The sequence below is a fragment of the Streptomyces rubiginosohelvolus genome (assembly GCF_014649875.1).
GTDB lineage: Bacteria > Actinomycetota > Actinomycetes > Streptomycetales > Streptomycetaceae > Streptomyces > Streptomyces rubiginosohelvolus.
This window is the reverse complement of sequence record NZ_BMTW01000006.1, coordinates 305,687-325,012: the sequence shown is the minus strand read 5'-3', so window position 1 is coordinate 325,012 and position 19,326 is coordinate 305,687. Positions and strand designations below refer to the sequence as shown.

Genomic DNA, 19,326 nt, shown 5'->3' with positions numbered 1-19,326 from the left:
GAACGAAACACCTGCGCAGCGGCAGTGACACGTCAGGCCTGATGTGCCACGACCGGGCTGCCGCACGCGGAGCGAAGGCGGGCCTCGGGCTGGCGGGCCGCCCCGGTCGGCATCCGCGGCGATCACGGGGCACGGGGCTGAGGCATGGGAGATAGTCGAGGACGCCTGGCTGGTGGGACTGATCGCGAAGCGGCTCACCTCCCGGTTCGAATCAGGGGCACGCTTGAAGCCCAGGCCGTCCTCGACCTCCTCGGTCAGGCCCCCTCCCCCACACCGGCCCAGCCCGCGCCCGGGCGGTCCATCCCCGATGGCACCGCGGGCACCCGCCTGCACCCCTGGAGCGACCTCCAGCCCGCCGGAACACGCTCGGCGAACCTCACCCGCTTCGGACACCGAAGCCCCGGATGAACACCACCAGCCGGCCGCGTCCGCGGGCGATCCGAACGGACCGAAGAGCTGTACGGGCAGCTGCTCGCCGTCGTCGACGGCATCAGCTCCCGCGTCGAAGCCCTGCCCGCCGACTGGTCCGCGCCTGGGTGGAGCCCAACGCATGGACCGGGTGGAACGGACGGCCCAGCGCGCGACCAGGCCGGGCGCACCATCCGCACGCGACCAAGGAGATTCCAACGCACGGAGCAGTACCCGACTCACTCGGTTGCACCTCCGCCGCGATGCCCCCGTGCCGTACATCGTCACGCACGGCAGCTGCGTCGACCCCACGACCGGCCCCGCGTTCGGGACGGAGGGTCCCCCTCTTAATACGGACCGGGTGGCTTGGAAGGCGCGGGGGCGGGTACTAGCGCTGACGGCCACGAGGTGTGGCCAACTGGAACGGGGTGCTCATGCCACTGAAGAATGCTCACGCGGGTGCAGACCGGAGATGGCTGGAGGAGGTCATCACGGCCACCATGCGGAGCAGTGCTGCGTACCAGATGACCTCGCGGGATATAGGTCGCGCCCGCGGCTTCGTGCGGGAGTTCCTGGCAACGGGTCAGTCGCTGCATGCGTGGACGATCTCCGGGCGGGCGACGGACATCGCGCAGCTGGTGGTCAGCGAGCTCGCCACGAACGTGTGCAAGTACGCCCCGGGCCCGTGCCTGCTCGACGTCGAATCCGACGGCACCATGTTGAGCATCACGATGTGGGACTCCGGCGCTGTCCTTCCGTCCCCTTCGCCCGCCGATCCGACCCGGGTGGGGCAGCACGGGCTGGAGCTCGTGCTCGCGGTCTGCCAGAGCTTCGAGCTCCGCCGCGAGGCCGTCGGCAAACGCGTGACCGTACAGATAGCCCTGCAGGACAGCACCGACCGACCCACCTCGGACCAGACTGCCCGGTAAGCACCGCTCGGGCTTCGACCTGCTGCGAACCCCGACGCAGCTCATCCGCCCCATTGGCGTTCAACAATCAGCCCAACCGGTCAAAGGCCGCTGTTCTCCTCGTCGCGGGGCCCTCAGCGCATCCACGGGCTGGATTTGCGCTGGTACCAACGGTCTCTGCCGGTCCGAATGGCGCCCAAGCCGATTCTTCCGACACCCCTTCCTTTCATGCGGGTATGCCCCTGGCACCCGACGAGATCTCACGGCAGGGGATACTCACCACCATGTCGACCCCCGAACGCAGACACAGCAGCGTGCCGCTGGCCGTCATAGCACCCCGCGGCGAATTCGATCTGGACTCCCTCCCGCCCCTCCAAGCACAGATCGACACCGCCCTGGCCGATCACACCGGCGTGATCCTCGACGCCAGCGGCATCACCTTCGCCGACTCCATGTTCCTCAGACTCCTCCTCACCACCCACCAACGCACCGACCTGCGCATAGCCGCCCCCTCCGAAACCATCGAACGCCTCCTCGCCGTCGTCGGCGCAGACGCCTTCCTCCGCATCTACCCCACCGTCGACCAAGCCCAGAACACCTGACCCACCACCGATACTGCTGCAGCGGGGCGCACCCCAGCGCCCCGCCCCGGCGACCTCCAGCCCAAGAACAGCCAGCGCAGGGGCTCCCGCCCAGGGCCACGGTGACCGGTTCAGCCAGGCTTACCGGGTAGCAAGAGCGGTGCTGGGCGGGGTGCAGCACCGCCTCTGCGGGACCCAGAGTTTCCCGCCGAGCCGCGCACGACGGCACTCGAGCCACAAAGATCGTCCGGGGCCCACAGCAACGGGACGCATCTGAAACAAGCTGCCCGCGCCTCAGGAGGCAGGTGAGAGTTCCGTCAACAGCTGGCGGGCTTCCAGCAGCAGCTCGCCCCCGACGGCCGACGCCGACGGTGCCTGACGGTGAAAAGCGTCGGTGAGTGAACCGATGGCGCTCCAGGCTTCCCGGAACGCCGCGTCGCGGCGCTCGCGCAGCTCACCGGTCATGGAGCCGGAAAGCAACTCGCTCTCGACGGCACAAATGTGACCGGCCTGGTCCAGCACCTCGGACAATAGCCGGAAGAAGTCCGGCGACGGCGGTACAAGCTCGCTATCGTCACTCAGCCCCTTGAGTGTGCGGGTGAGAGCCAGGACGCGGGTGCAGACGCGTCCCCACCGGGCGTCCTCGGCGAACGCCGGAGGCTGTGGGCCCGTGCGGCGCAGCCGGCCCCCAGGGTTCCACCTAGCCCCCTCCATAGCCCAGCGCCGGGCTTCGCTCACGTTCTGCAGCAAAACCGTCAGCCCGCCAGCCGCGTGATGCCAGCCCTCCGATTTCTCCGCCCCGTCCTCGCCGCCCAGCCCTTCCGCCATGGCACCGAGCACATCCGCCGTCTCCCCCACAAGACGGACGAGGCGGTCACGCACGCTCCGCAGGTGAACGGGCGGAAGGACGAACGCGTTGACCCCAAGACCGATGACCGCACCGATCAGCGTCTCCAGGAGCCGGTGCCCCACCGTGGACGTGCTGGACACCCCACCGGTGATGACGAAAAGCGCTGTGGTGGCTCCGTAGATGCCCTGGCTTCCGAAGCGCCGGTAGTTCCCGAGCAGCATCATGAACGGCAAGGTGAGCACCATGGCGGCCATGGTCCTGTCGTCGGTGAAGGCCATCGCCGCAGACGCCCACAGAGTGCCGAGGGCGATGATGGCGAACTGCTGGACGCCCGTGCGCACCGACTGATAGACCGTGCTGCCGACCATCGCGATCGCCGTCCACGGAGCCAGCAGGGCCATCGGCGCCTGGAACCACCACCCGCTCACCGCCCACGCGGCGATCGCCGCCGCCGCTGCCTTCAGCGACTGGACGAGCGTGTCCCGCTCAGGACCCGCCTCCACCAACGCACTACGAGCAGATCGGCACACCTCCGCCCACTCCACAACCACCCACCGCCCAGCGGCCATCCACCACGCCTCCCGCGCCACGCCGTTCCCTTCAAGCAATGTCGCCCTAGCTGCCCCGCACTTCCAGCGCCCCCAGGGAAACGCAAAGAACTAGGAAGAAACACCACACGCTGCGCGCGGCCAGTTCGTCTGACCGACCCACTCAGACCAGGCAAAACTCGTTACCTTCCGGGTCTGCCATCACCACGTGATCCGACCTGCCCTGCAACTCTTCCTCGCGGATCACGCTCGCGCCCGCAGCGGTCAACCGCTCCACCGCCACGACCACGCGCGGCCAGCGCACCTCCCACGGGGTCTCACGGCCCCCGCCAACTTGCACGTCGATATGCAGCCGGTTCTTCGCCACCTTCGGTTCCGGCACCTTCAGGAAGGACAAGGTGGGGCCCACGCCGTCAGGATCTGAGAGGTACGCCCCGTCATCCCACTCGTCCTCCGGAACCTCATGATGCGAGAACCACTCCTCCCAGCTCCCGAACCCTGCGGGCGCCGGCTTCTCCTCGTAGCCCAACGCCAGCGCCCAGAACGCGGCCAGTTTCCCCGGGTACGCGCAGTCGATCGTCAAGCTCCACTTGGCTGCCATGAGCCCTCCCCAGTCGGATGAGCGGACTGTACCGCGCACCTCCGACACCTCCTGCTTGCTACCTCAAGCGTGCGCCGCGGCTTGACGAACGGCACTAGGAATCAGTGCGACAAGAGATAGAGGGGGGCGCTTGAGGCCCTGCGCTTGGTACTCATCCGCTCGGGGGAAGAGGTTCATGGCAGAAACGCTCCGCCTCACTCAGCCATCCAGGGGGCACGCAGGTCCGTACAGAGAGCCGGGCTCGTCAGCAGCCTCCCCAAACCAGAACCGGCCTCGCCCCCCGGGGCCAATCGAGTTGGCAGACACGTTTCGTCACTGTCCGTAAGGGTGAAGTGGGGGTGCGGTTCGAACTCGTCGGGCAGGGACAGCGACGGCAGCGTTCCCCAGCAAAAGGATCTCTCGATGCGTCTTCGCTCCGCTCTCGCCGCCGCACTCGGCGCCGACGTCCTCCTCATCACCACCCCCGCCCCGGCATCGGCCGCTGCCGGGCAGTGCGCTACGACTACATGACCGCTGAGGGATTCGAGGCCTCGGGCTTCCTCAACAGCCCGCCCAACGGCCAGTGCCTCAACCTCCCCGGCGCCGGCGAGGACAACCCTCAGCCCGCCCGCTCGCCCAAGAACCGCACCGACGCCTGGGCGACCGTCTTCACCGGCACCGACTGCGGAGGCGACTCCTTTTCCCTCCGGCCCCACACCGGCTTGCCTCGGAGCGGCTCAAGGTCCGCTCCGTCGTCTTCAACTGACGCAGCAACGCCGGGGGGCGGTTCACCGCAAAGGTGCTCTACCGCGCTCAGCCCTACGGCGAAGGCCTGGGCGGAGCCTGGTGCCGGTGGCAAGGCCGCCATCGGCACCCGGGTCCGGGCCGTACTCGGGAGACCCGGGCCTGTCCCGCACACCCATACGGCACGGTCTGCCGCAGACCTATACAGCGCGGCACCGGGCGTGGTGCTCGGCGAGGTATACCGAAGTCGGGTGGATCGGGGCGGGCGCTGCCGGTGCGTCCTCCGGCTGCCGGGGGACCCGCCCCCCTGGCCCGGGTCAGGGCTGAGGCAGGGCCCCCTGCTCACACACCGCCAGGGCGACTTCGCGGAGCTTGACGTTGTTGTTCTGCGAGTAGCCGCGCAGCACGTTGAACGCCTCGTTCTCGGCGATACGGCGTCTCGCCATCAGGATGCCCATGGCCTCCCCGATCACATGCCGCGTCGCCACGGCCTCCGCCATCTGGGCGTGGTTGCGTGCGCTGGACAGGGCGACGGCGGCGTGGGAGGCGAGCACCCACCCGGCCGTCTCGCTGGTCTCGGTGAACCGGCCCGGGAGCCGCGAGTAGAGGTTCAGGGCGCCGAGGTTCTCGTCGTCGGTGAACAGCAGGAAGCCCATCATGCTGCCGATGCCCAACTCGGCCGCCCGGGGGGCGAAAGCGGGCCACCGCTCCTGAAGGGCGGTCATGTCGGCGATCCGGAAGACCCGCTCCCCGTCCCGGCGGCGGGCCGCGTCGAAACACGGCCCTTCCTTCAGGCGCTCCTGCAACCGATGGCTCTCCTCGGCCAACGCCCCGGTCATCGCGAGCGTCTGCACCTTGTCGCCGCTCAGGATCAAAATCCCGGCCGCGTCACAGCCCTCGACCAGCTCCGTCGCCGACCCGGCGATCCGCTCCAGCGTCCCGGCCACCGACTCCTGCTCCAGCAAGTCATGCGCCATCGCCGCCATCCGCTGCGCGAAACGCTGCCAGTCCATACCCATCCCGACCCAGCCTCCAGCAAGATCCGGTCTCCTTGATCCGTCACCAGGCATCTGCCCCGGAGCCCAGACCCTCACGCGAGTGCTCTCGGCCACAGCCACCCCTACCGAACCACGCCGAGCCCCGCGCCCCCTGACCCGGTATCACGGACGCTTTCGCCTATTTCCTCCCACCTCTCCAAGCGCAGATCGACACCGCCCTGGCCGATCACACCGGCGTGATCCTCGACGCCAGCGGCATCACCTTCGCCGACCGCGTTTCCGTGCGCGCCGCAGTCAGGACCATGTCGGACTACTGCACCCCGCTGGGTCACAACCGGTGGAGCACCCTGTCCGAGCGGGCACACCGCACACGGCAGCGCACTGACCGCTGGTCATCTCCTGGCCGAAGCGCACGGCGAGAATGGTGCGTTCAGGCTCGTCCAGGGTGTCCAGCAGCGGGGCCAGGGCGTGCAGCTTCTCCACCAGTTCCATGCCCGGGTCGACGCCGCCGGTAAAGCCGGCGAAGGTCCGGTCCGCGGCTTCCTGGTCCCGATCGGTGGGCAGGCCCAGGAGCCTGCGGTGTAGCCGTCAGCGGCGATGAGCCCCCAAATCGTTTCCGCGACCAAGGACCACGACGTTCATGCCACCGGGTGCGCCTGACAGCCATGTGGCGGGTGCGAACGCCGAAGGTGTGCGAACTCGACGACGAGGTCGTGTCCGCCCTCAGCCTCAGTTGCCCGTCGTAGCGGACTCCTGCGGTTCGCCGATGTCCGAAGGGGGCGGCGGGCGGTCCGTCGCGACCACCACAACCTGGTCCTCGGCGTTCCAGACGCGCCGCTCGGCCTTCGGCGGGTTGAGCCTGATGCCGTGGTCATCGGAGCCGGTGCGCGCGAGTTCCTGCCGCCGGTAGCCGATCGCGCATTCGCCACGCCTCTGGGCGGCGGCGACGACGTCGGCGAACGTGGCTTCGGCACCCTCGCGAATGTAGGCGCAGGCGGGGCGCAAGCAGACGCTGTTGCCGTTCGCGGCGAACAACTCCTCGAAGACGGGCGCCAGATGCCGGTTCTGCGCGATCTGAGCCATGAGCAGACCAACGAGCATCCCGCTGACGATGACGTCGGAACCGCTGTTCACCGGTGCCAGTGGGCGGTTGCGGTCGTCGACAAGTTCGGTGACGATCCGGGTCTCGCGTCCCGTTCGCTGTTCCAGCAGCCGCACGGCCAGGAGGGTGACCAGAGTCCAGTCGTCCGGGTGGTCCCGGCCCTCGACCTGGTCCGGGCCGAGGACAATCACTCCGTCGTACGGCTCAAGGTCGAGGTCGAGAAGGACCTCGGGCCGGGACAGGGGAAGGGAACGGAAACGCACATCCTGCCAGGCCGGTCCCTCCGCCTCCGGTTCTCGGGGCCCGGGTACGGCGTTGTCGGCGACGACCTCCACAACGGATCCGGGGCGGGCCGTGCTGCGTAACTGTTCCAGGACCAGGGGGGCCCGGCTGTTCCAGCCCAGCAGCAGCAGCCGGGACGGGCCGGCCTGCTCGAACCGGACGGCGGCGATGGCCGAGGCGTCAATGAGGTGCCGGCAGTCCTCGACGCGGGTGCTGTCGTCGTCGCGGGCGAGTACGATCAGGCGGCTTCCGGGCAGGACAAGGGTGTCGGCGGCCGGGTTCAGCAGCGTGCGGCCATCGGGTGTGAGCAGCCCCACCACGCAAGAGTTCGGGTGGTAGAGCAAAGTCTCCCCGAACGGGCCGTCCTGGAACGCGGTGGCGTCGGCGAGATGGAACTCGTCGCCCGCGAAGTCGAGAAGATCACGCAGAACGAGGGAGAGGCCGGGCCGGCCGACGCACTGGGCGATCAGCCGGGCCGTGACCGTGTCCGCTTCCAGGACCGTGCCCAGGGGGCCCGCGGCCAGACGGGCAGGTGCCCGGTACCGGTCGTCCCGAACCGCCGCGAGCACCGGAGGCCCGTCCGTGTACCCACCGATCACCGCCCGCAGGGCCAGCAGGATGCGCAGCACCTCGGCGTCCGCCGTCACTCCCGCCGATGGCAGGACCACTACGGTGCTCGCCGACCGCGGGCTGACGAGGGCGAGAACGTCAGGGTCGCTGGGGGGACCACTGCGGCAGACAATCCGGCCGCGGGCAGCTGGGCCGACCCTCGCGGCCAGCTCCTCCTCCATCACCGCCTTGTCACGGTCGGCCAGCAGAACGATCGCGCGCGGCCGCCGTGGGGTCTGCGCGGCGATCAGTTCACCCACCACGGTGGTCACCTGGTCCGACCAGCCGAGCACCAGGACGTGCCCCCGCTCCAGGACCGTGGACCGTCCCCTGCTCAACTCCGTCATTCGTTCGGCCAGTCCGGTGGTGATCACTCCGACGAGCGTCGACACACAGAGCAGTGCGACCAGTCCGAGCACTGCGGAAAGCACCATGCGCAGGGGCGTGCCGGTGACCGCGCCCAGCCGCAGCGTCTCCGCGCTGATCCGCCACGCAGCGGTCAGCCGCCCCGAGAGCGACGTGGGAGATCCCGGATCCGTCCACACCAGCAACAGGCTCACCGGGACGACGACGGCCAGGCAGGTGATCACCAGCCAGCCCATCAGCGTGCCGGTCGAACGAGCCAGCGTGCGGTCGAACCGATAGCGCATACGGTCGCGCAACGAAGTCTGCGGCTCGCTTTTGGCCGATCCCACCACCACTCCCCCTCTTTCCGACGCCGAGCACCCCTGTGGTGGCCTCGACACCGGGCGTCCCTCTCCGCAGAGTGCGACGCCCGGCAGCAGGGCACGCCGGGATCGGCTGCCGGTTCACCCTTTCGGAGGCTCGGCCGGGAGGAAACGCATAGTCACCACCCGTCCAACGCAGCCCGCGGCCCGGACCGGACGGGATCTGCCGGTAGCCCAGCACTAGGAGCTGCGGAAATGAGCGCCGATGCCGGTCACCTGTGGACTGAATTCGAGGCGCAGGACGAGGTCGTCGTCGTAGTCGCCGCTGTTCTGGCGGCGGAAGGGGCCACGCGTGGCAGCAGAGTCACCACGGCAGCGCCGCCTCGGGCATCGATACCTCTCACAGCGCGACTGCCGCCGACTGTCCGCAGTGCAGGATGGCCACTGTGCGTGCTCCCTACGACCGCCCTGAGCCCCGCCTGGTTCCGCCAGGCGAGTACCCCCTGTGGGACGAGGCTCTCGCGATGCTCAACCGCGATCTGGGAGAACGGTGCCGGAGCGCGGACCACTCCGGCTGCTGGCCACTCCCCCATGCGACGACGGCGAGCCGGAGAGCGTCTACGTCGCTTTGGCCAACGGTGAATGGCACGGCAATCCCTTGTACCCTGACTCGGCGGAGAACCTCACCGTTGCCCTGGCGGCCATCGCCGACACCGCGCAGGAGACCATCACGGAGCGGCTCCGGCGGGCGTGGCCGCTCTGTACCGAGCACAACCTCGGCATGCATCCGCATGAGGCGCACGGGCAGCTCTCCTGGTGCGGCGCGGGCGAGCATCGCCCGTCCGGCGAGGCCCACATCCGTGCAGCTGTGGGCAAACTGGATACACTCCCACGCCCGCGCCGCCACAACCGCAAGCGGCGAAACCAGAACTAGAGACGGCCCGGCCGGTTGACGGCAGGATGCCCCTATGGAAAACGAGCTGGCGATAGCGCTGATCGGAGCGGGCAGTGCCCTCACCGGAGCTTTGATCGGTGGTACCGCGGCCGTGCTCGCCGCATCGAAGACAGCCCGCAGTGCCTACCTCGGGTCGCTCGACTCCCTTCGCCGTACGGCGCAAAGGGAGGTGTACGCAGAACTCCTCAGGGCCGCTCATACCTACGAAGCCGGGACCGGAGCGGTGCTGGAGAGCGCGGGAATCCTGCTCGATGGCCTCCTCAGCGAACAGGAAGCTCTCCCCCGCCAACACAGCAGCTCCGAACGGTCCGCCCTTCGACGGGCGATCTCGTCGGCAACCAACCCCGAGCCAGTGGCAGCCGCAGCCCGTCAGGTCGAGCTGGAAGGACCCTCGCGCGTCGCGGCAGCGGCCCGAAACGTCCGAGCCGCAGCCCAGCAGCTGAGCACCACGCTGAACAGCATCGAGGACGCTGACGAAGGCCTCCGTCCCGCCACCTCCGCGGATCTGCACCGAGAGCACTTCGAGCTCCTGAAGTCAGCTATCAGCACGTTCGCCGAGACCGCACGCAAACACCTCAACCACCGCTAGCGGCACCGGGCCATGACGACTCTCCACTGCTTCACCCCTGTAGACCATCACCCCGGGAGCGCGGTCGGGTCCCTGAAGCCGGCGGCGATGGTGAGCGGACCCGACGTCGCCGCTTGGCCGGCTGCCCAGCGGTATATGCGGGAACGGTTGTCCGCAGTGCAGCGTGAGCGCCCGGTCCCGCTCAGCGTCCGGCCGCCCGCATAGCTTGCCGTTGGAGGGAAAGCGCGGCCGCGGCGGGGCGAGCGAGGCCTGCCGGGCTCCGGTCGGTCGTGGCTGCGGTGCCGGGCCGGGTTCTCCGGCGGCGCCGAGCGGAGCCGAGTTGCCCAGCAGCCGGTGCGAAGCCGGTGAAGGCTTGTGCGAGCGCGGGACAATCCCTAGCCCGCCCTGCGATTCTGTGCGCTGACAGATCATCGGCTCCTGAAGGGCACAATCGTTCATGCGCATGAACCGACTCACCACCCTCGTCCTCGCCGCGGCGCTCGGCAGCGCCGGTGTCCTCGCCGCCGGCCCCACGGCCGGCGCCTCCGCCCCGTTCGGATGCCAGTACAAAGTCCTGTGGCCGACCGCCGGTGTGTACGAGAACCCGAACCCGACGAGCGCGGTCGTCAAGACCAAGCACGCTGGTGACATAGTCGGTGCCTCTACCTGCGAGGGCGCCAGTTACAACGAGTACGGCTACGTTCTGGTCACCACCGACGCGGCGGCCGACGGCCGGGGCTGGATGCGTGAGGAGGCCGTCGTTCAGATCTGACGCATCGTGGGCCCTTCCAGGTCGAAGCACACTCGTCACGGGGTGGCTTCGCCGCAAAAGGGTGCGGAGGTGGCGGGCGAACAGGCCGCCGCCATCGCCGCGGCTGTCGGCGACCACATCACCCTCGACGAGGTGACGCCCGAACAGGCGCGGCACTTCTACCGCGAACAGGGCGGGTTCGCCGCCGACTACGCCGACTGGCTGTACGGCCTCACCAGCTACGACGGGGCGGAAAGGGCCACTGACAAGTCCCTCGACGTAGCCCCTTCGCCCGATAGCGACTGCCGCACGCTCACAGACGCCCTCGGCCGTCCGGGCCGCTCCTACGCGCAGTGGGCCCGCGACCACGCCTCCGACTTCACCCGAACCGCCGACCGAACCGCCGGGCCCGGGCAGGACTGAACGTCGCGCTCCACCCGGCGGCCGGTCCCCCACTGTCACCATCCGGCTCAGGGCCGGAGCCTCAGTCGGGCTGCGCCTCCAGATGAGCGACGACGCGGCTCGAAATCCTGGTGAGCGTGTCCAGGTCGTCCTGCGTCAGGGCATCGATGAACAGTCGGCGGACGTGCTCGACGTGAAGGGGCGCTGCGTCCTCGATCGCCCGATAGCCGGCCGGGGTGGCGACGACGAAGGAACCGCGTCCGTCGTCGGGGCACTCCTCCTTGGTCACAAGGCCGCGCTTCGCCATCCGCCCCACCTGGTGGGACATGCGGCTCTTCTCCCACTCCACCAACTTCGTGAGGTCCATGAAGCGCATCCGCCCGCCGGCCTCGGTGAGCTTCACCAGCACGATGAAGTCGGCCGGGGACATGCTGGAGTCTGCCTGGACGTAGCGGGAAAGACGTCCGATGAGCTTCTCCTGCATGCGGATGAAACCGTCCCAGGCGGCCTGCTCCTCCGGGGTCAGCCAGCGCGGTGTTGCGTTCATGGACCAAGCGTATCGAGGGCATCGGCACGTCCTCCATCCCGCTGACGCGGCCGGTGCCGGCGATTACCCGGAACGTGCAGGTCCGCTCGCCTTGTCCAGGCTGGCTACTACGGTCACTCGTCCGCCATCGCCCGGATCGGGGTCGGGCACGATCGATTCCGGGTCGACGAGGTAGACCTCGTGACCGTCGAGCGTCAGCCGGCGCGCGATTCCCAGAATCATGCGCTGGGCCACGTCGTCGATCGAATGGACGCGTGTGAGGTCCAGAGCGACCCCGGTTTCCGGGTACGACGTGTCCACGGTTTCCCGGATGATTCTGTCGGCTCCGGCGAATCCGATGCCGCCCTGCAGTTGAAGAACCCGGAGGGCGTCCGGTCCGCTGCCGACGACATGGTTGGTTCGCAGAGCCGCACGCGCGGTGGCGGGGACCTCCAACACGTGCAGACCCATGTCCGAAGAGAGTCGCTCGAACAGTGACACCCCGCGAACGCTGTTTCCGTGGCTGTCCAGTCGCGGTGAGAACGTGGCGATGCTGACCTGTCCGGGGAGCGCGCCGATCAGACCTCCGGCAACTCCGCTCTTCGCCGGGATGCCGACCTGGGTGCCCCAGTCGCCGGCCGCGTCATACGTTCCGCAGCTGCACATGACGCTCAGCACCTGGCGCACCACCGGTTCCGGCGCCACCTGTTCGCCCGAGAGAGGGTTCATCCCGCGGTTCGCCAACGTGGCGGCCAACATGGCCAGATCGCGTGTGCTGACGAGCACGGAACACTGGCGCGTATAGCCGTCGACGACGGCCCGCGCGTCCTCGACGAGGATGTCGTCTGCGGAGCATGTGCGCGATGGCGAGGTTGCGGTGGGCGTGTTTCATCTCCGACGCGTACACGGCGTCATCCGTTCTCAGCCGACGTCCCGCGAAGTCCGAAAGTCCGTCTACCACGCGTTTCCGCTCTGTCGCGTTCAGCCCCTCCGGGCCTGCCAGGGAGTGAACGGTGATCGCGCCAACGTTGATCATCGGATTGCGGGGCCGGCCGGTGTCGCTTTCGAGGGAGATCTCGTTGAACGCCTCCCCCGACGGCTCGGCACCGACCTTGGCAAGCACAGGGGCGAACCCGCGGTCCGCCAACGCCAGCGCGTACGCGAGCGGCTTGGAGATCGACTGAATCGTGAACTCGGTGTCGATGTCACCGGCCCCGTACACCTCTCCGTCAATCGTGACTCCTCCCCCGCGTGAACGCTGGGGCTTTTCGCTATGCCGGGTTGGCGTTGCGACGGACCAGCCCGGCCCGTAGAACGTTCAGGGTGCCGACCGTGTCCGCGTGCGCCAAGTGGCCGCACGAGACGCAGTGGAACTTTGCCTGGGTGGGCCATTTCTCCGCTGAGACGTGCCCGCATTCGGGACAGGTCCGGGAGGTGTTGCGGGGTTTCACAGCGATCACTTCTCGTCCGGCGCTTTCAGCCTTGGCGTGCAGGATCGTCAGGAACACCCCCCATCCCGCATCCGAGATCGAGTGGTTGAGTCCGGCTTTCGCGGCGGCCCCGTTCGGCAGGAACACACCCGGCTGTTCGGGGTCGGGCTTCGGCTTGGGGGCCTGGACCATGTTGCGGATCTTGAGGTCTTCGTGCGCGATGACATCGTGTTCGCGGACCAGGCCCAGGGCGGTCTTGTGTGCGTGGTCGAGCCGCTGACGGCGGACCTTGCGGTGCAGGCCGGCAACCTTCTGGACTGCACGGAGGTGGTTGGCGGTCCGGGCCTCGGCACACTCCGCGCCGCAGTGCCGGGCCTGGAGGGGTTCTCCTGGGAGCCGCAGCGCGTGGCGGCCCAGGGCGACCTCGTGTTTACGCACAGCCTCGTCCACGGCTGGGGGCCCGGTCCCACGGTGATCGTTGACATCTTCCGACTGGAGAACGACCGCATCGTCGAGCACTGGGACGTCGTGCAGGACCTCGTCCGGCCCGAAGCGACCGCCAGCGGCAACAGCATGGTCTGACCTCCTCCACCGGAGGTCGAGGCGGACGGTCCTCGCCTCTCACACGCTCTCCCCCGGAGGCGCCGACGCCTCCGGCCCGGAGGCGTCCCGCTCGCCAAGTTCCACCTCCGGGGAGCGCTCGATGAGGGACAGGCGTTCGTTCAGGCCGGCGACGAGGGCCATGTCGTCCCTCATCGACAGCATGGCGACCATCGCGGACAGCACGGACTGTCCGCCGTCGGTGAGCGGCTGCGCGTCCGGCTCGAGCCCGTCCTCGTCGCTCATGCCGTCACCTCGCTTGGGCTTCCTCGGCCTGCGCCGCCTGATGGTGCCCGGCGAGCGGCATGTCGGCCCAACTCCCGCTCGTACGGCGTCGATGCCGATCGTCGAGTCGTACGAGGGACAGATCCGGTCACGTCCTGCGCGCCCTGTCCGTCCCGGGCAGGGCGCGCAGTTGGCCGCGGGCGACCGGGAAGGAGGCGCCGCGAACGGCCTCGTACCCACCGGCGGGATTTCTCCCCGGTTCCCCGGCCCCCATCGCGTTCTGCGTCATGAGTTCAGAATCGCGCCGCCCATGCCCTCGCGGCAGGGGGAGTTGTCACGGCCTCCGGTGACCGCTGTCATCGCCGCGCATGACAAATGTCAGAGGCCGGAGCTTGCGACGGGCTACTTGGGCGACCAGCGAGGTGTGGAGGTTCCGTCCCACCGCATGGGGTCGTCCTCCAGCGCGGCGCGGTCCCACTTTCCGAGCACCGCGGCGGCCTCGTAGGTGGTGTGCAGGAACTCTGCGAGCGCGCGATCGGGGTCGGGTGCGGAGCGGACGGCTTCGTAGGGCAGCAGGAACTGCTTGAACTCGGAGCTGAAGTAGGCGCCTTCCGGACCGACCGGGTGATCGGCGAACCCTTCGGGCTCGGGGTAGGCATACGCGTAGAAGGCTCCTTCCTCACCGCCACCGGGCCAGAATCCGCAGCTGGAAAGCTCCCGGGAGTAGCCCTCGACCATGACCCAGTCGCCGCAGTTGGGTGCGCCGCCGGGGTGCGGAGGCGCCTGTCGCCCGGAGAAGCGGGTGCAGGCGAGATCCATCGCTCCCCAGAAGAAGTGCACGGGGCTGACCTTGCCCACGAAGTGCGACCGGAACTCCCCCATGACCCGGTTCGCCTGCAGCAACTGCCGCCAGAAGAGAGTCGCCGCCTCACCGTCGTAGGAGGCGTGATCGTGATCGTCGGCGAACGGAATCGCGGGCTCGACCTCGTTGGGGTGCGGATGGATCGGGGCCTCGATCCCGAGTTCGTCGAGCGTGTGCAGGATCTGGGCGTAGAACTCGGCCACCGCCATGGGCCGGAGCGGGAAGCCGCGCACGCCGCCATCGCTGCTGCGGACTTCGAGCCGGTGGCCGACGAAGTCGAATTCGATCTCGAACGCCCCGGAGCGGTAAGGGATGGTCGATGTCGTCAGTCCGCGGGGGCTGACGTACAGCGTCACCTGCCACCAGTGGTTGACGAGTGGTGCGTGGGCCATGCGGATCTTGCCCACGATCTGGGTCCACATGTGCAGCGTGTCGCGGGTCGCGGTCCAGTCGGAGACTCTCAGGCTCGGCCAGTTCATGGCAGTTGGTGCGGTCATCGCATCTCACATCCTCGGTAGCGCCTTCAAGCGGGTCAGCGGTGTTCGGGATTGGCGTTGTCGGGGCGGCAGCCGGCGTCCCAGGCCGAGCGCTGGTTGCCGTAGGCGGGAATGCCACCGGTGTCGCGGATCATCGACGCGAGGTGGAGGAGGTTGTACGTCATGAACGAGATGTTCCGGTTGGCGAAGTCGTTCTCCGGCCCGCCTGATCCCTCGTCGAGATAGGAGGGGCCCGGGCCGACCTCACCGAGCCAGCCGGCGTCGGCCTGGGGCGGGACGGCGAAGCCGATGTGCTGCAGGCTGTAGAGGATGCTCATGGCGCAGTGCTTGAGGCCGTCCTCGTTGCCTGTGATCAGGCAGCCGCCGACACGTCCGTAGTAGGCGTACTGGCCCTGCTCGTTGAGCACGCCGGAGTAGCCGTAAAGCCGTTCGATGACGCGCCGGGTCACCGAGCTGTTGTCCCCGAGCCAGATCGATCCGCCGATGACGAGGATGTCGGCGGCGAGGACCCGCCTGAGGAGCGCGGGCCACTCGTCGGTGTCCCAGCCGTGTTCGGTCATGTCCGGGCGGACACCGGTGGCGATGTCGTGGTCGACGGCGCGGATCTGGTCCACGCTGACTCCGTTCGCCTCCATGATGGCCACGCTGCGGTCGACCACACCCTGGGTGTGGCTGAGCTCGGGAGATCGTTTCAGGGTGCAGTTGATGTACATCGCACTCAGCCCGCTGAAGTCGGGCTTGTCGATCACGGGAGCATTCATCGCGGTGGTCCTTCCGGGTGTTCGGCTGTCGGCCGTGAAAGCCGACTTGTTCGTTCCGGCGCGGCAGGTCATCGACAGATGGTGCGCGAGTACGAGTTCACAATGCTTTCGCGGCTTCCGCACGGGAAAAGACAAGCCTCCCGGAAGGCGGGCGTGGACGAGGCGATGTGTCGCGGCGTGTTCCCGAATGGACTTCCTGAATGGACTTCCTGAATCGACCGACGTCGTGGCCGGAGATTCCCTGGAACCGGGCCCGCAAAACCCTGGGCACACCTCGTTCACTCTTCACACCGAACCTGCTCCTACCTTCCCTCGCGCCTCGGCAGTGCGCCGACTCCGGCCTTGACTTCCCTGCTCATGGGAGATCCCTCATCGCGGTTGCCAGTACTCCACGGTCCGGCGTGGCCTGCGCATGTCGCCGTACACTAGCACCAGAACTTGATGTGTCAACTAGACGCCTCCGCACCGCCCTGTGGCGGCCGAATTCGCTCAACGAAGCCGGGAACGCGCCACGTGACGACAGGAGATCGGAAAATCAGCCGCCCCTCCTCCCCTGACTTGCCAAACGGTGAAGTCCTCGTAATATGGGGGCCGTCGGCGAGTTGCGATGTCAACTAAACTTCGCTGTCAGCCTCGCAACAAGAATCCGGTCATGCCGCGTCAGCTCGTCGGCAAGTGAGCGGCTGCGGAATGACGACCGTCAGTTGCACCGGAACAGTGGACACCGAAATCACGGAAATTCCCCCGGAGTGCCGGTACTCCGACCCCATCGGAGCCACACGCGATCGTGGCCCCCGACGGTCCGGTGAACGGCTGACACCGGCGGGGACGCGACCCTCGTCGATGTTTTCTGTTTCGAGAACGGGCCCCTCCGCGACGGTCGCGCCCATCGAGCACGTAGACCATTTTGACCAGCACTTTCGTCCGCATCAGAAGGAGAGAAGACGATGGGGTACATCGCCGTCGGCAGTGAGAACAGCACTCCGGTCCAGCTCTACTACGAGGACCAGGGAGCGGGTCAGCCCGTCGTGCTGATCCACGGGTATCCGCTGAACGGACACAGCTGGGAGCGTCAGACGCGGGACCTGCTGGATGCCGGGTATCGCGTCATCACCTATGACCGTCGCGGCTTCGGCCGATCGTCGAAGGTGGGTACGGGATACGACTACGACACGTTCTCCGCCGACCTCAACGCCCTCCTGGAGAGTCTCGATCTCCGCGAGGTCGTTCTCGTCGGCTTTTCGATGGGGACGGGCGAGCTTGCTCGCTACGTCGCACGGTACGGGCACGAGAGGGTCGCGAAGCTGGCGTTCCTCGCCGCACTGGAGCCCTTCCTCGTCGCCCGTGACGACAACCCCGAGGGGGTGCCGCAAGAGGTGTTCGACGGAATCGCGGCAGCGGCGAAGGGGGATCGGTACGCCTGGTACACCCAGTTCTTCGCCGACTTCTACAACCTCGACGACACCCTCGGCAGCCGTATCAGCCAGGAGGCCGTGACCGCGAGCTGGAACGTCGCGACGTCGAGCGCGCCGGTGGCGGCCTACGCGGTCGTCTCCTCCTGGATCGAGGACTTCCGCGCCGACGTCCAGGCGGTCCGCGACAGCGGGAAGCCGGCCCTCATCCTGCACGGAACGGCCGACCGGATCCTGCCCATCGACGCGACGGCCCGCCGCTTCCGCCGTGAGCTGCCCGAGGCGCAGTACGTGGAGATCGAAGGCGCTCCGCACGGGCTGCTCTGGACGCATGCCGAGGAGGTCAACGCGGCCCTTCGCACCTTCCTGGGCTGAGACCCGTCCGGTCGTTACCGCCGCCGCCTGTAGGGCGGCCGCTTCGGGATGCGCCATGACGAGCCTCTCGCGTCGCGCATCCCGACCGGCGTCGGCCGCCCGCGGGACCTCGGCTCCCGCGGACCGCGGTTCAGGAGCTGGGGGGATTGCGGCGCGGCGCGAGCGTGGCGTTGGGCAACTCGGGAGCGGGCAGCCGTTCTCCGGCGTACCCCTCCACCGCGCCGAAGCGTTCGGACTGCTCCTCCCAGTCCTGGCGGGCCCGCACGATGTCGTCGTGGCTGCGGCCGATGAAGTTCCACCACATGACGATCTCCTCCTCGAAAGGCGGTCCGCCCAGCAGAACGGCTCGGGCCCGAGAGGGAGATGTGTTGCGGAGCGTCAATGACCCGGTGCCCGGGCGGAGGAATCCGAGCTGGGCAGGGCTCAACGCCGTCCCGTTCAGCTCGATGTCCCCCTCGTCCACCAGCAGGCCGTGCTCGAACGTGGCGTCGACGCCCAGGGTCAGGGACGCGCCGGGCTCGAGAATCAGCTCCGCGCCGAGCAGTGGCGTGAAGGTGCGCACCGGCGAGACCGCTTCCAGCAGGGAGCCGAGGAAGACCCTGATCTCGGCGCCGTCCTTGCGGATCGGCGATGGCACGTATCGCTGGAAGTCCCTTTCCGCCTCGCGGTGTTCGTTCGGCAGCGCCACCCACAGCTGCACGCCGTGCAGGACGGTCGTACGGTCGGTGGAGACCTCGGAGTGGCAGATGCCCCGGCCGCCCGTCATCAGATTGAGCTCGCCGGGGCGAACGTAGGCGTGGCTGCCGAGGCTGTCCCGGTGCTCCACCTCGCCGTCGAACAGCCAGGTGACGGTCTGCAGGCCGGTGTGGGGATGCGGCGGCAGATCCATCCCGCCGCGCCGGGCGACGTCGTCGGGCCCGTAGTGATCGGCGAAGCACCAGGCACCGACGAAACTGCGGGCCCGCTGCGGAAGGGTGCGGCGCACGCTCATGGAGCGCGGGCCGCCCAGGGGCACATCCCGCGGCGTCAGGGTCTCGACGCGGTGGGGGGCGGGTTCAGCCACATCCGGCCGTTGCACGCAGGTCGTGCTGACGGGATCACGTTCGACGTTGCTCATGCTGAACTCTCCAGATGTATGGTTGACGCTTCAACTTTATCTCGATCGCAGGGAGCCTTCAGTGACCATCACCTCGGCATCGAGCCGCGACAAAAAGGTATTCATCGACAAGTTCGACCCCGAAGCCTTCCGCGCCCTCGCCCGGACCGCACAGGCCGCCGGGGCGGCGGCCGCCCGCGCCGGCCTGCCGGTCACGTTGGTGGAACTGGTCAATCTCCGCGTCTCCCAGATCAACGGGTGCGCCTACTGCCTGCGCGCCCACACACGCGCGGCGCTCGAAGCCGGGGAGAGTCCGCAGCGCCTCGGGCTGCTGCCGGCCTGGCGCGAGACGGACGTCTTCACCCCTGCGGAACGCGCCGCACTGGCCCTGGCGGAGGCGACGACCAGCCTGACCGGATCCGCGCGGGGCGGGGCGGCCGCCGCGGCACGCGACGATCTCACCGACGAGCAGATCTCGGCCGTGCTCTGGGTCGCCATCAGCATCAACGCGTTCAATCGTGTCTCGATCATGAGTGGGCACCCGGTGAAGGAGGCCTGACACCGGCGCGGTCGGCGACGGCTTCCACG

At 68.4% G+C, this 19,326-nt stretch carries 19 protein-coding genes and 3 pseudogenes; 10 read left to right on the top strand and 12 right to left on the bottom strand.

Annotation, left to right across the window (positions count from 1 at the left end; all coding sequences use genetic code 11):
• Nucleotides 1-231: 231 nt before the first annotated feature.
• The 3 genes and pseudogenes from IE134_RS34655 to IE134_RS17275 form a co-directional block, all read left to right on the top strand.
• Nucleotides 232-408 (top strand): annotated as a pseudogene (locus IE134_RS34655) (OB-fold nucleic acid binding domain-containing protein); the annotation flags it as partial.
• A 434-nt stretch (nt 409-842) separates the two neighbouring features.
• Nucleotides 843-1,337, top strand: coding sequence for an ATP-binding protein (locus IE134_RS17280; protein ID WP_050513746.1), 495 nt, complete (start codon nt 843-845; stop codon nt 1,335-1,337).
• Nucleotides 1,338-1,552: 215 nt separating this feature from the next.
• Nucleotides 1,553-1,918, top strand: a complete 366-nt coding sequence (locus IE134_RS17275; RefSeq protein WP_229823625.1) for an STAS domain-containing protein — start codon at nt 1,553-1,555, stop codon at nt 1,916-1,918.
• A gap of 273 nt (nt 1,919-2,191) precedes the next feature.
• On the opposite strand, the gene IE134_RS17270 is transcribed toward IE134_RS17275, so the two are convergent.
• From IE134_RS17270 to IE134_RS17250, 4 genes are all read right to left on the bottom strand, one after another.
• Nucleotides 2,192-3,250 (bottom strand): FUSC family protein, encoded by a 1,059-nt coding sequence (locus IE134_RS17270; RefSeq protein ID WP_189430970.1) that lies wholly within the window; start codon nt 3,248-3,250, stop codon nt 2,192-2,194.
• Nucleotides 3,251-3,458: 208 nt separating this feature from the next.
• The gene (locus tag IE134_RS17265; protein WP_189430968.1) at nt 3,459-3,896 is read right to left on the bottom strand and encodes a VOC family protein; all 438 of its coding nucleotides are present in this window, start codon (nt 3,894-3,896) and stop codon (nt 3,459-3,461) included.
• Nucleotides 3,897-4,936: 1,040 nt separating this feature from the next.
• Entirely contained in the window at nt 4,937-5,632 is a 696-nt protein-coding gene (locus IE134_RS17255) for a GAF and ANTAR domain-containing protein (protein WP_030718034.1), read from the bottom strand.
• A gap of 714 nt (nt 5,633-6,346) precedes the next feature.
• Complete coding sequence (locus IE134_RS17250; RefSeq protein ID WP_435859667.1) at nt 6,347-8,260, bottom strand: CASTOR/POLLUX-related putative ion channel; 1,914 nt, start codon at nt 8,258-8,260, stop codon at nt 6,347-6,349.
• Between the two features lie 568 nt (nt 8,261-8,828).
• Here IE134_RS17250 and IE134_RS17245 point away from each other — a divergent pair.
• The 4 genes from IE134_RS17245 (at nt 8,829) to IE134_RS17230 (ending at nt 10,975) form a co-directional block, all read left to right on the top strand.
• On the top strand, nt 8,829-9,212 hold the full coding sequence (locus tag IE134_RS17245) for a hypothetical protein (RefSeq protein WP_229823623.1): 384 nt from the start codon (nt 8,829-8,831) through the stop codon (nt 9,210-9,212).
• A gap of 34 nt (nt 9,213-9,246) precedes the next feature.
• On the top strand, nt 9,247-9,822 hold the full coding sequence (locus IE134_RS17240; protein ID WP_098894306.1) for a hypothetical protein: 576 nt from the start codon (nt 9,247-9,249) through the stop codon (nt 9,820-9,822).
• A gap of 442 nt (nt 9,823-10,264) precedes the next feature.
• Nucleotides 10,265-10,573 carry a glycosyltransferase gene (locus tag IE134_RS17235; RefSeq protein ID WP_229823620.1) on the top strand — a complete coding sequence of 103 codons (309 nt, stop codon included), beginning with the start codon at nt 10,265-10,267 and terminating at the stop codon, nt 10,571-10,573.
• Nucleotides 10,574-10,615: 42 nt separating this feature from the next.
• On the top strand, nt 10,616-10,975 hold the full coding sequence (locus IE134_RS17230; protein WP_143668751.1) for a hypothetical protein: 360 nt from the start codon (nt 10,616-10,618) through the stop codon (nt 10,973-10,975).
• Nucleotides 10,976-11,036: 61 nt separating this feature from the next.
• Here the strand turns inward: IE134_RS17230 and IE134_RS17225 are convergent, their stop codons facing one another.
• From IE134_RS17225 to IE134_RS17215, 3 genes and pseudogenes are all read right to left on the bottom strand, one after another.
• Nucleotides 11,037-11,501 carry a MarR family winged helix-turn-helix transcriptional regulator gene (locus IE134_RS17225; RefSeq protein WP_030718015.1) on the bottom strand — a complete coding sequence of 155 codons (465 nt, stop codon included), beginning with the start codon at nt 11,499-11,501 and terminating at the stop codon, nt 11,037-11,039.
• Nucleotides 11,502-11,564: 63 nt separating this feature from the next.
• Nucleotides 11,565-12,717 (bottom strand): annotated as a pseudogene (locus tag IE134_RS17220) (glutaminase); the annotation flags it as partial.
• 34 nt (nt 12,718-12,751) lie between these two features.
• Nucleotides 12,752-13,258 (bottom strand): annotated as a pseudogene (locus tag IE134_RS17215) (RNA-guided endonuclease InsQ/TnpB family protein); the annotation flags it as partial.
• Between IE134_RS17215 and IE134_RS34200 the strand changes: the two are divergent.
• Nucleotides 13,139-13,492, top strand: a complete 354-nt coding sequence (locus IE134_RS34200; protein ID WP_229823635.1) for a nuclear transport factor 2 family protein — start codon at nt 13,139-13,141, stop codon at nt 13,490-13,492. The pseudogene IE134_RS17215 and the gene IE134_RS34200 overlap by 120 nt on opposite strands.
• Before the next feature lie 39 nt (nt 13,493-13,531).
• Here IE134_RS34200 and IE134_RS17205 read toward each other — a convergent pair whose 3' ends face one another.
• From IE134_RS17205 to IE134_RS17190, 4 genes are all read right to left on the bottom strand, one after another.
• Nucleotides 13,532-13,756 carry a hypothetical protein gene (locus IE134_RS17205; RefSeq protein ID WP_032769074.1) on the bottom strand — a complete coding sequence of 75 codons (225 nt, stop codon included), beginning with the start codon at nt 13,754-13,756 and terminating at the stop codon, nt 13,532-13,534.
• A gap of 127 nt (nt 13,757-13,883) precedes the next feature.
• A complete protein-coding gene (locus IE134_RS17200; protein ID WP_189430966.1) occupies nt 13,884-14,024 on the bottom strand; it encodes a hypothetical protein in 141 nt (46 codons plus the stop codon).
• Between the two features lie 113 nt (nt 14,025-14,137).
• Entirely contained in the window at nt 14,138-15,094 is a 957-nt protein-coding gene (locus tag IE134_RS17195; protein WP_030717996.1) for a DUF5996 family protein, read from the bottom strand.
• A 35-nt stretch (nt 15,095-15,129) separates the two neighbouring features.
• Complete coding sequence (locus tag IE134_RS17190; protein ID WP_189430964.1) at nt 15,130-15,855, bottom strand: flavodoxin family protein; 726 nt, start codon at nt 15,853-15,855, stop codon at nt 15,130-15,132.
• 947 nt (nt 15,856-16,802) lie between these two features.
• Here IE134_RS17190 and IE134_RS17185 point away from each other — a divergent pair.
• Nucleotides 16,803-17,642 (top strand): alpha/beta fold hydrolase, encoded by an 840-nt coding sequence (locus tag IE134_RS17185; RefSeq protein ID WP_189430961.1) that lies wholly within the window; start codon nt 16,803-16,805, stop codon nt 17,640-17,642.
• Between the two features lie 130 nt (nt 17,643-17,772).
• On the opposite strand, the gene IE134_RS17180 is transcribed toward IE134_RS17185, so the two are convergent.
• Complete coding sequence (locus tag IE134_RS17180; protein WP_189430959.1) at nt 17,773-18,759, bottom strand: pirin family protein; 987 nt, start codon at nt 18,757-18,759, stop codon at nt 17,773-17,775.
• 61 nt (nt 18,760-18,820) lie between these two features.
• Between IE134_RS17180 and IE134_RS17175 the strand changes: the two genes are divergently transcribed.
• Nucleotides 18,821-19,297, top strand: coding sequence for a carboxymuconolactone decarboxylase family protein (locus IE134_RS17175; RefSeq protein WP_097885586.1), 477 nt, complete (start codon nt 18,821-18,823; stop codon nt 19,295-19,297).
• Nucleotides 19,298-19,326: the final 29 nt, after the last annotated feature.

What these genes read in the sequence shown, in the direction of transcription:
- IE134_RS17280 (WP_050513746.1), top strand. Translation starts at nt 843, where the DNA reads ATGCCACTGAAGAATGCTCACGCGGGTGCAGACCGGAGATGGCTGGAG.
- IE134_RS17275 (WP_229823625.1), top strand. Translation starts at nt 1,553, where the DNA reads ATGCCCCTGGCACCCGACGAGATCTCACGGCAGGGGATACTCACCACC.
- IE134_RS17265 (WP_189430968.1), bottom strand. Translation starts at nt 3,896, where the DNA reads ATGGCAGCCAAGTGGAGCTTGACGATCGACTGCGCGTACCCGGGGAAA.
- IE134_RS17255 (WP_030718034.1), bottom strand. Translation starts at nt 5,632, where the DNA reads ATGGACTGGCAGCGTTTCGCGCAGCGGATGGCGGCGATGGCGCATGAC.
- IE134_RS17250 (WP_435859667.1), bottom strand. Translation starts at nt 8,260, where the DNA reads ATGCGCTATCGGTTCGACCGCACGCTGGCTCGTTCGACCGGCACGCTG.
- IE134_RS17240 (WP_098894306.1), top strand. Translation starts at nt 9,247, where the DNA reads ATGGAAAACGAGCTGGCGATAGCGCTGATCGGAGCGGGCAGTGCCCTC.
- IE134_RS17235 (WP_229823620.1), top strand. Translation starts at nt 10,265, where the DNA reads ATGAACCGACTCACCACCCTCGTCCTCGCCGCGGCGCTCGGCAGCGCC.
- IE134_RS17225 (WP_030718015.1), bottom strand. Translation starts at nt 11,501, where the DNA reads ATGAACGCAACACCGCGCTGGCTGACCCCGGAGGAGCAGGCCGCCTGG.
- IE134_RS17205 (WP_032769074.1), bottom strand. Translation starts at nt 13,756, where the DNA reads ATGAGCGACGAGGACGGGCTCGAGCCGGACGCGCAGCCGCTCACCGAC.
- IE134_RS17200 (WP_189430966.1), bottom strand. Translation starts at nt 14,024, where the DNA reads ATGACGCAGAACGCGATGGGGGCCGGGGAACCGGGGAGAAATCCCGCC.
- IE134_RS17195 (WP_030717996.1), bottom strand. Translation starts at nt 15,094, where the DNA reads ATGACCGCACCAACTGCCATGAACTGGCCGAGCCTGAGAGTCTCCGAC.
- IE134_RS17190 (WP_189430964.1), bottom strand. Translation starts at nt 15,855, where the DNA reads ATGAATGCTCCCGTGATCGACAAGCCCGACTTCAGCGGGCTGAGTGCG.
- IE134_RS17185 (WP_189430961.1), top strand. Translation starts at nt 16,803, where the DNA reads ATGGGGTACATCGCCGTCGGCAGTGAGAACAGCACTCCGGTCCAGCTC.
- IE134_RS17180 (WP_189430959.1), bottom strand. Translation starts at nt 18,759, where the DNA reads ATGAGCAACGTCGAACGTGATCCCGTCAGCACGACCTGCGTGCAACGG.